The sequence below is a fragment of the Curtobacterium sp. B18 genome (assembly GCF_000333375.1).
Taxonomy (GTDB): domain Bacteria; phylum Actinomycetota; class Actinomycetes; order Actinomycetales; family Microbacteriaceae; genus Curtobacterium.
The window spans coordinates 1-7,726 of sequence record NZ_BACZ01000432.1; the positions used below are offsets into that span (position 1 = coordinate 1).

Below are 7,726 nucleotides of genomic sequence, written 5' to 3' on the forward strand. Positions count from 1 at the left end.
GTCCCTCGACCGGATGCGCGACCTGGCGACCGTCGACGACGCCGACCTGCGCGGACGCGTCCGGCTCGGCATCTTCACGAGCATGGACATCGTCGACCTCACCGGGGTGCTCCGACGGTTCCGGCAGCGGCACCCCCTGGTCGCCGTCGAGCTCATGACCTCGCCCTCCGGCACGACCGGGCTCGTGCAGGACCTGGTCGCCGGGCGGCTCGACATCGCCTACACGGGCCTCCCGGCGGTCCCGGCCGGAGTCGAGGTGGCGCCGCTCCGCGAGATGCCGTTCCGGGTCTTCACGAGCGCCGACCACCGGTTCGCCGGGCGCCGCTCGGTGTCGCTCACCGAGCTCGCCGACGAGCCGTTCATCGACACCGCGCACGGCTTCGGCAACCGGATCATCCTCGACGCCGCGCTGGAGCGGCTCGGGATCCGCCGCCGCATCGTCGCCGAGATGAACGACATGCCCGCGGTGATCCGGTTCGCGTCGGCCGGCCTCGGTGTCGGGGTCGTCCCCGACTCCGGTGTGCGCCACGACGGCACCGTGCTCGAGCTCGAGGACGCGGTCGACCCGCTGCGGATCGGGCTCGCGATGCGGACGAGTCCGGAGCCCAACCGGGCGGTGCGCACGCTGGCGCGCGACATCGTGGCGGCGCGCGTCGACGTGGTCGCGCAGGCCGGCTGAGCGGCCGGGACCTGGTCCTTCCCCACCGACGGACTGGAGGCGCGGGTCGTCCCCGCCACGCGCCTCCAGGCCGTCAGTCCCCCCAGATCTCCCCGACGATCGCGGCCAGGAGCCCGTCCGTCGGGAAGTCGGTCTGGTCGATCTGGATCGTCACGCCGTCGCGCTGCAGCGTCGTCACCGTGAGCGGCAGGACGCGCTCCGCCGACGTCGTGAACTGGCACATCCGGCCGCCGAAGCGGTCCGCACAGGAGCCCGACTGCTCCGCGTACTGCTCGGGGGTGTCCGGGCCGATGTCCGCCGTGTGGCTGACCCGGATCGTGATGTTCGCCTCGACCCCGAAGTTCTGCCAGGTGCAGAACAACCACTCGTGCGGGTCGTCGAGGTGGCCCCTGATGCGGTCGTTGCCGTCGGGTTCTCGGGGTTCGCCCGCGCCCAAGACCGTCGAGGTGTGGGCCGCGGCACCGAAGAACCGGTCGTAGTCGGCGTCCGGCACCAGCTGGTAGCAATCGCCCGGGATGAGCACGTTCGAGGCGGCTTGCGCCGACGGGGTCGGGGTCGGGGTCGGGGTCGGCCGCGGCGTCGGGCGCTCGGTGATCGGCGCCGAGGACGGGGTCGTCGCGGAGGGCGACGGCTCCGGCTGCTGCGTGGTGGTCGGTGCGGCGACGGGCGTCTCCTGCTGCGACAGCGACAGGGCCACGGCGCCCGTCGCGGTCCCGATCGCCAGCAGCCCGATGACGCCGAGCGCGATGCCCGGACGGAACCGACGCCGCTTCGGACGCGGGGTGGCGCGTTCGAGGACGTGCTGCTTCATCGAGACGAGCATGCGCTGCAGGTCGTCTCCCTCGGGGGGCTCAGTGTTCATCGTGCATCACCACCTTCTTGAGTCGGCGTCGGTTGCGGGAGACCCGCTGGGTGACCGCACCGACGCTGAGGCCCAGCATCTCGGCGGCCTCGGCGTAGGAGTGCCCCTCGAGGAGGCAGAGCTCGCAGATGCGTCGGTCGGTGTCGGGGAGCGCGGCGATCGCGTCGCGGACCCAGCGCAGGCGCTCGCGGGCCTCGGCGTGGTCCTCGGGCGCGGCGAGCTGCTCGGGGAGCTCGTCGGTGCGCCGGCGGGCCTGCTTCCGGCCGGTGTTGAACGCGTGGTTCCGGCAGACGACCAGCAGCCACGGCAACATCGTGTCGGCCGGCAGCTCGAGGGTCTCGGCGCGCTGCCAGAGCGTCAGGAAGGCGTCCTGCACGACCTCCTCGACGTCCTGCCGGTCGTCGACGAGGGCCCAGGCGTAGCGGGTGAGGGTCGCGGCGTACCGGTCGAACGCCCGGGCGAGCGCGTTCTTGTCGCCCCGTGCCATCGCACGGACGATCGCCTCGTCCGTGTCGGTGCCCGTCGTCACGTCCACATCCCACCCCCTTCACTCCAGAGGTGTCCGAACGACCCGCGATCGTGACAAGACCGTGTCGAGGACGTTATCCCGCGCGTGTCGGAGTGTGGAGCCAGGCGCGCGGCGGGTGGCGCGTGGCACGTGGCGCGTGGCGCCGTACGGTCAGGCGTCGAGCAGGTACGCGATGCCGTCGACCGAGCGCTTCGCCGCCGCCGAGGTCGACACGAAGCCGACGGCCACGATCCCCACGCCGATGCCGACGACGATCCACCACATCGCGTGCGTGGCCACGGCGAACCCGGCGCCGACGGTGGCGACCGCACTCGCTCCGGTGACGGTGCCGGCGAGTGCGACCCCGAGCGACACCCCGGTCTGCCGACTCGTCGACGCGACGGCGGCCGCGGACCCGGACTGTGCGCGAGGCATCCCGGAGACGGCCGTGTTGGTGATGGGGGCGTTCACCATCCCGAACCCGAAGCCGAACAGGACGAAGGCGACGACGAGGACCCACATCGGCGTGCGCGCATCGATGGTCGTGAGGATCGCGCCGGCTCCCGCGACGCCGATCCCGGCGAGGACCAGCGGGACCCGGGTGCCGATCGACCCGACGAGTCGGCCGGACAGCGGCGACACGAGCATCGTCGCCACGGCCGCCGGCAGGGTCCAGAGACCTGCCTCGAACGGGGACATGCCCCGGACCTCCTGCAGGTAGAGCGCGTTGAGGAACAGGAACGCACCGTTCGCTCCGAAGGCGCCGATCGCGGTGAGGACGGCGGCCGAGAACGGGATGCTGCGGAAGAACCGGACGTCGATGAGCGGCTCCCGGCGCCGACGTTCGACGGCGACGAGGACCACGAGTGCCGCCGCCGCGAGGACGAACAGTCCGAGTGCCGCCGGCGACGCCCACCCGAGCCGGGGTCCCTCGATCAGCCCACCGACGAGGGTGGCGAGCAAGACGATCACGAGCACCTGCCCGACGGGGTCGAGACGCCGGGGGCGCGGGGACTTCGACTCCGGCACGAACAGGAACGTCAGCACGACAGCGGCGATGCCGATCGGCACGTTGATCCAGAAGATCGCCCGCCAGCCGACCGTGTCCGTGAGCGCGCCGCCGACGAGCGGGCCCAGGCCCATCGACACCCCGACGACCGCTCCCCAGACGCCCACGGCGCGTGCCCGCTCCTTCGCGTCGTCGAACGTCGCCGTGATGATCGACATCGCCACCGGGTTCATCATGGAACCGCCGACCGCCTGCACCATCCGGTAGACGACGAGCCAACCGACCGAGGGCGCGAGCGAGCAGAGCAGCGACCCGACCGTGAAGAGCGCGAGTCCGATCTGGAAGGTGGTCCGGCGGCCGATCCGGTCCGCGGTGGAGCCGGAGAGCAGGAGCAGGCTCGCGAGGACCAGCGTGTACGCGTCGATCGTCCACTGCAGCCCGGAGATGGAGCTGCCGAGCTCACGGCCGATCGACGGCAGCGCGACGTTCACCACGGTGGCGTCCATCGAGACGATGAACAGGCTCATGCAGCAGACCGCGAGGATCAGGTACCGGTGGCGGTAGCGCTGCGGCAGGCCTGGGTCACCCTGGAACGGTCGTCGCGCCGGGGCCGCGGGGGCGGCGTCCGACTCAGTGGAAGTCGTTGCCGTCTCCTTCGCCCGGGGTCTTGTGCCCACCGAGCATGTCGTTGTCGTCCTGGTCGCTCGACGACGCCAGCTGCAGCATCGCGAGGACCACCACGACGACGACGAACGCGATGCCGAGGAAGATCGCGGCGAGCTGGAGCTCACGCGTCGCGATCAGCACGACGAGCCCGGTGAAGACCGCGACGATCGCGGAGATCCCGAGGAGCTCGACCGGGCGCAGGCGGTCGCGGCGGCTGGGGGTGGTCATGCGTGTGGTGCTCCGTCCGGGGTGGCGGCCGGGGCCGCGGTCCCCCACTTGTGCGAGAGTCCGGCGATCACGTGGAAGACCGCGGTGATGGCGAGGTACGCGCCGAGCAGGCCGACGAGGACGATCGAGGCGTCCAGCGTGCCGGTGACCCGCTCGACACCGCCGAGCTGCTGCGAGTAGTCGGGCGGCGTCACCAGGAAGGCGACGGCGAGCAGCAGCGTCAGGCCGCCGACGGTCATCCAGTCGCGGGCGAACGGCGAACGCCCGCGTGCGCGGAGCCCCTGGGTGAGTTCGAGTGCCCCGGTGAGCACCGCGAAGGCGGCGACGACCGCGATGAACGCCGGCAGGCCGAGGCCGTTGCACGCGAACGCGGCGACCGCGGCGGCGAGGGAGATGACGGCCTGCACGAAGGTGGTCCGTCGCGAACGGCCGTCCGACGGGAGCCGCGTGGCGCCGGCGAGGAGCAGCACGAGCCCGTCCACCGTCGCGAACCCACCGAACAGCAGCAGGCCGTAGCCCGCTGCGTGGTTGGACGAGAAGGTGATGACGATGGCCACGATCGCGGCTGGCACGGCCCGGAGGACGGGGATCGGCCAGTACCGCGCGCGCTGGCCGGAGTCGTCCACGGAGTCGGACACGAGACCTCTTTCGGGCATGCGGATCGTGGTTCGATCCTACCGCCGTGCCGTGCAGCGGCCGACCGCGCGGGGCGATCGGCCGCTGAGGATGCTCGAACCAGCAGCATCCGTTGGCACCGTCGGACCCGGGTCAGCGTGACCCCGGCCCGGTCGCACGGGCGGTGGTGCGACGGCGGACGCGTCGCCGGGCGAGCCACCAGCCGGCGGCACCCAGCGCGGTCCCTGCGGCCGCAACCGCACCGACGAGCCCGAGTCCCTCGGTGCCGGTGTACGCGAGCGCTCCGGTGCGGACCGGCCCGGCGGCACCGGGGTCGCCGGCGTTCCCGGGCTTCCCGGCGGGGACGGCCGCGGCGCCGTCCGGCCCCGCAGGGCGCTGCCCCTGGTCGCCGCGGTGGTCCCCTCCGCCGGAGCCGCCGCCGTGGTCACCGCCACCGCCTCCGCTGCCGCCGCCGTCGCCGTCGCCGTCGTCCCCGGGGACCACCACGATCCCGACCCCCGGCGAGGGGTCGCCACCGTCCGGGTCGGTCGGCGACGTCGCGGTCGCCACGTTCACCACGTCCGAGCCGTTTCCGGAGTAGCTCGGGTCGAGTCGCGCCCGGATCCGGAACGCCACCGACTCCCCGACGGCCAGGGCGGCACCGGAACGGCAGGTCACGTCCTGCCCCTCGGCGGTGCAGCCGTCCGGCGACCCGACGAACCGCAGCGCGGCGGGCAGCTCGTCGACCGCCCCGACGTCCTCGGCCGTGCCCGGCCCGCGGTTCCTGGCCGTGACGGTGTACTCGACCTCGTCGCCCGGTCGGACCGCGGTCGCGGGCGACACCGACTTGTCCGTCTCGACGTGCGCGTCCGTCCGGGCGGTGACCGTCGTGCTCGCCGTCGAGGTGTTGTCGTCCTCGTTCGTGTCGGCCGTGCGGGGTGCCGGACGGATGGTGGCGATGCTCTCGAGCGTGCCGTCGGCATCGTCCGGGACGCTGCCGTGCACCGTGATGGTCGCCGAGCCGCCCCGGGGCAGTCCGAGCGCCGTGTCCACGTCGCCGGTGCCCGAACCGGTCCCGCACGAGGACCCCGTCGCGGCCGCGCAGGTCCAGGTGACGTCCTGCAGGGCATCGGGCACGTCGACCGCGAGGGCGCTCGGGTCCGACGCGTTCACCCCGACGTTCCGTGCGGTCACGGTGTAGTCGACGTCCCCGCCGGTACCGACGGTCGGGGCCAGGTCCTGCTCGACGGCCACGTCGGTCGGCGTCCACACGCGCAGGTCGTCGACCTCGTGCACGTTGACGTGACTGCCGGTCGCCCCCGCGAACCCGAGGCGCAGCGTGCTCGGCAGCGGTGCCTGACCGTCGCCGTGCAGCGGGACCCGGTCGAGCACGGTCCGCATCCGGTCGCCGTCCTGCAGGCGGACGGTGACCGCGAGCTCGCCCGTGTCGCCGGGGAGCAGCGTCACCCGGACCTTCCGGAGCGACGGCCCGTCGGTCTCGGTGCCGCCGGGAGCCGGGGCGGCGGCGACCCACCGGTAGCCGAGCACCCCGTCGCCGGAGCCGCGGATCGACACGGTGTCGGGCTGCGCGCCGGGTCCGGAGTAGTTGATCGGCGTGGAGAAGTTGCCGTAGTGGTCGATCGCGATGCCGGCGAACCCACCGGGGACCCCTGGCAGGTCGCAGGACAGGCCGCCGCCCTGGGACGCCTCGCGACGGCACGCGTACCCGAGTCCGGCGCCGAACGACCCGAGGCCCTGCGGGGCGGCACCGTCGGCGAGGAACAGCAGGAGGCCGTCGGCACCGGGGTCGTCCACGTCGCGGTACATCGCGTAGCTGAACTCGACCTCGAGCCCGAGGCTGGACGGGAACGTGTCGTCCATCGACCACGCACCCGCCTGGTCCTTGACGTCGTCGGTCAGCCGGAGTCGGCCGTCGACGACCGTGGCGTCACCGTGCAGCGCACCGCCGGCTGCGGTCGTGAACGAGTTCTCGTAGGGGAAGGCGAGCTCGTCGGCCGAGGAGGCGGACGGCACGAGGCCCGGTGCGGCGAGGACGCCGAGCGCGGTGAGGACGGAGGCGGCGGCCGCGACGCGGCGGAGCCGGCGCGACCGGGCGGGCGGTCGGCCGCCCGGTGGGGTGTTGGGAGCTGTCATGCCCCGATGGTCGCGAGCGGCACGCACCCGCCGGACGGACGTGAGCCGATCTGTGGAACGCCGCCCCGCGCCTCCTGGCTGTGGAGGACGAACGGAGAACCGTCAGCGGAGCCAGACGGTGGTCTCCCCGGGGAGCAGCCCGTCGGCGAGCGGACCGGACGCCACGACGACCTCGCCGTCCGGCAGCGGCACCGGCTCGGTCCCGAAGTTCGTGACCGACCGCCAGCCGTCGTGGCGCGCGAAGGCCACGACCCCGGCCGGAGCGTCGAGCCAGACCAGGTCCTCGCCGCGCTGCAGGTCCCGACGGGCAGCGGTCGCCGCCCGGTAGAGGGAGAGCGTCGACGCCGGGTCGCCGTCCTCCGCCTCGACCGAGGACGCCCCGAAGTCGGCCGGCTGCGGCAGGTGCGGCGCGACCGCCCCGAAGCCGAACGAGGGCCCCGACGTGGTCCACGGGATCGGCACGCGGCACCCGTCCCGCCCCTTCACGGTGTGCCCGGTGCGGATCCACTTCGGGTCCTGCAGCAGCTCGTGCGGGATCGCCACGGCCTCCTCGAGGCCGAGTTCCTCGCCCTGGTAGACGTACGAGGACCCGGGCAGTGCCAGCATCAGCAGCGTCGCCGCCCGCGCCCGTCGGAGCCCCTTCGTCCGGTCGAGTGCCGGCGCGGTGCCGTCGGTCATCAGCCACGCGTCGGTGTCGGTGCCGTCCGGCAGACCGTAGCGGGTGGCGTGCCGGACGACGTCGTGGTTCGACAGCACCCACGTGCTGGACGCACCGGACTCGGCCGACGCGGACAGGTTGCGGTCGACGATCTCCCGGAACGCGGTGGCGTCGAACGGCGCTTCGAGCAGGTCGAAGTTGAACGCCTGCCCGAGCTCCGACGGGCGCGCGTAGAGGACGCGGCGCGGGCCGGGCGCCCAGGCCTCGGCGACCGCGGCCCGGGGCGGGTCGTACTCGTCGAGCACGAGACGCCACGCCCGGAAGATCTCGTGCACCTCGTCGCGGTC

The 7,726-nt window shown here is 73.4% G+C and carries 8 protein-coding genes; 1 reads left to right on the top strand and 7 read right to left on the bottom strand.

Annotation, left to right across the window (positions count from 1 at the left end; translation table 11 throughout):
• A partial coding sequence (locus I5E_RS21705) for a LysR family transcriptional regulator substrate-binding protein (RefSeq protein WP_022907187.1) occupies positions 1-679 on the top strand: 679 nt, incomplete at its 5' end.
• 73 nt (positions 680-752) lie between these two features.
• Here I5E_RS21705 and I5E_RS22770 read toward each other — a convergent pair.
• The 7 genes from I5E_RS22770 to I5E_RS11930 form a co-directional block, all read right to left on the bottom strand.
• The gene (locus I5E_RS22770; protein WP_148286952.1) at positions 753-1,541 is read right to left on the bottom strand and encodes a hypothetical protein; all 789 of its coding nucleotides are present in this window, start codon (positions 1,539-1,541) and stop codon (positions 753-755) included.
• Positions 1,531-2,070, bottom strand: coding sequence for an RNA polymerase sigma factor (locus I5E_RS11905; protein ID WP_083857952.1), 540 nt, complete (start codon positions 2,068-2,070; stop codon positions 1,531-1,533). The genes I5E_RS22770 and I5E_RS11905 overlap by 11 nt, the downstream gene beginning before the upstream one ends.
• A 150-nt stretch (positions 2,071-2,220) precedes the next feature.
• A complete protein-coding gene (locus I5E_RS11910) occupies positions 2,221-3,633 on the bottom strand; it encodes an MFS transporter (RefSeq protein ID WP_031262401.1) in 1,413 nt (470 codons plus the stop codon).
• A 55-nt stretch (positions 3,634-3,688) separates the two neighbouring features.
• The gene (locus I5E_RS11915) at positions 3,689-3,952 is read right to left on the bottom strand and encodes a hypothetical protein (protein WP_022907191.1); all 264 of its coding nucleotides are present in this window, start codon (positions 3,950-3,952) and stop codon (positions 3,689-3,691) included.
• Complete coding sequence (locus tag I5E_RS11920) at positions 3,949-4,608, bottom strand: DUF308 domain-containing protein (protein ID WP_031262403.1); 660 nt, start codon at positions 4,606-4,608, stop codon at positions 3,949-3,951. Before I5E_RS11920 ends, I5E_RS11915 begins: the two co-directional genes overlap by 4 nt.
• A gap of 112 nt (positions 4,609-4,720) precedes the next feature.
• Positions 4,721-6,721, bottom strand: a complete 2,001-nt coding sequence (locus tag I5E_RS11925; RefSeq protein ID WP_022907193.1) for a lectin-like domain-containing protein — start codon at positions 6,719-6,721, stop codon at positions 4,721-4,723.
• 102 nt (positions 6,722-6,823) lie between these two features.
• Positions 6,824-7,726 (bottom strand): alpha-amylase family glycosyl hydrolase (locus I5E_RS11930; protein WP_022907194.1); only part of this gene is annotated, 903 nt, incomplete at its 5' end.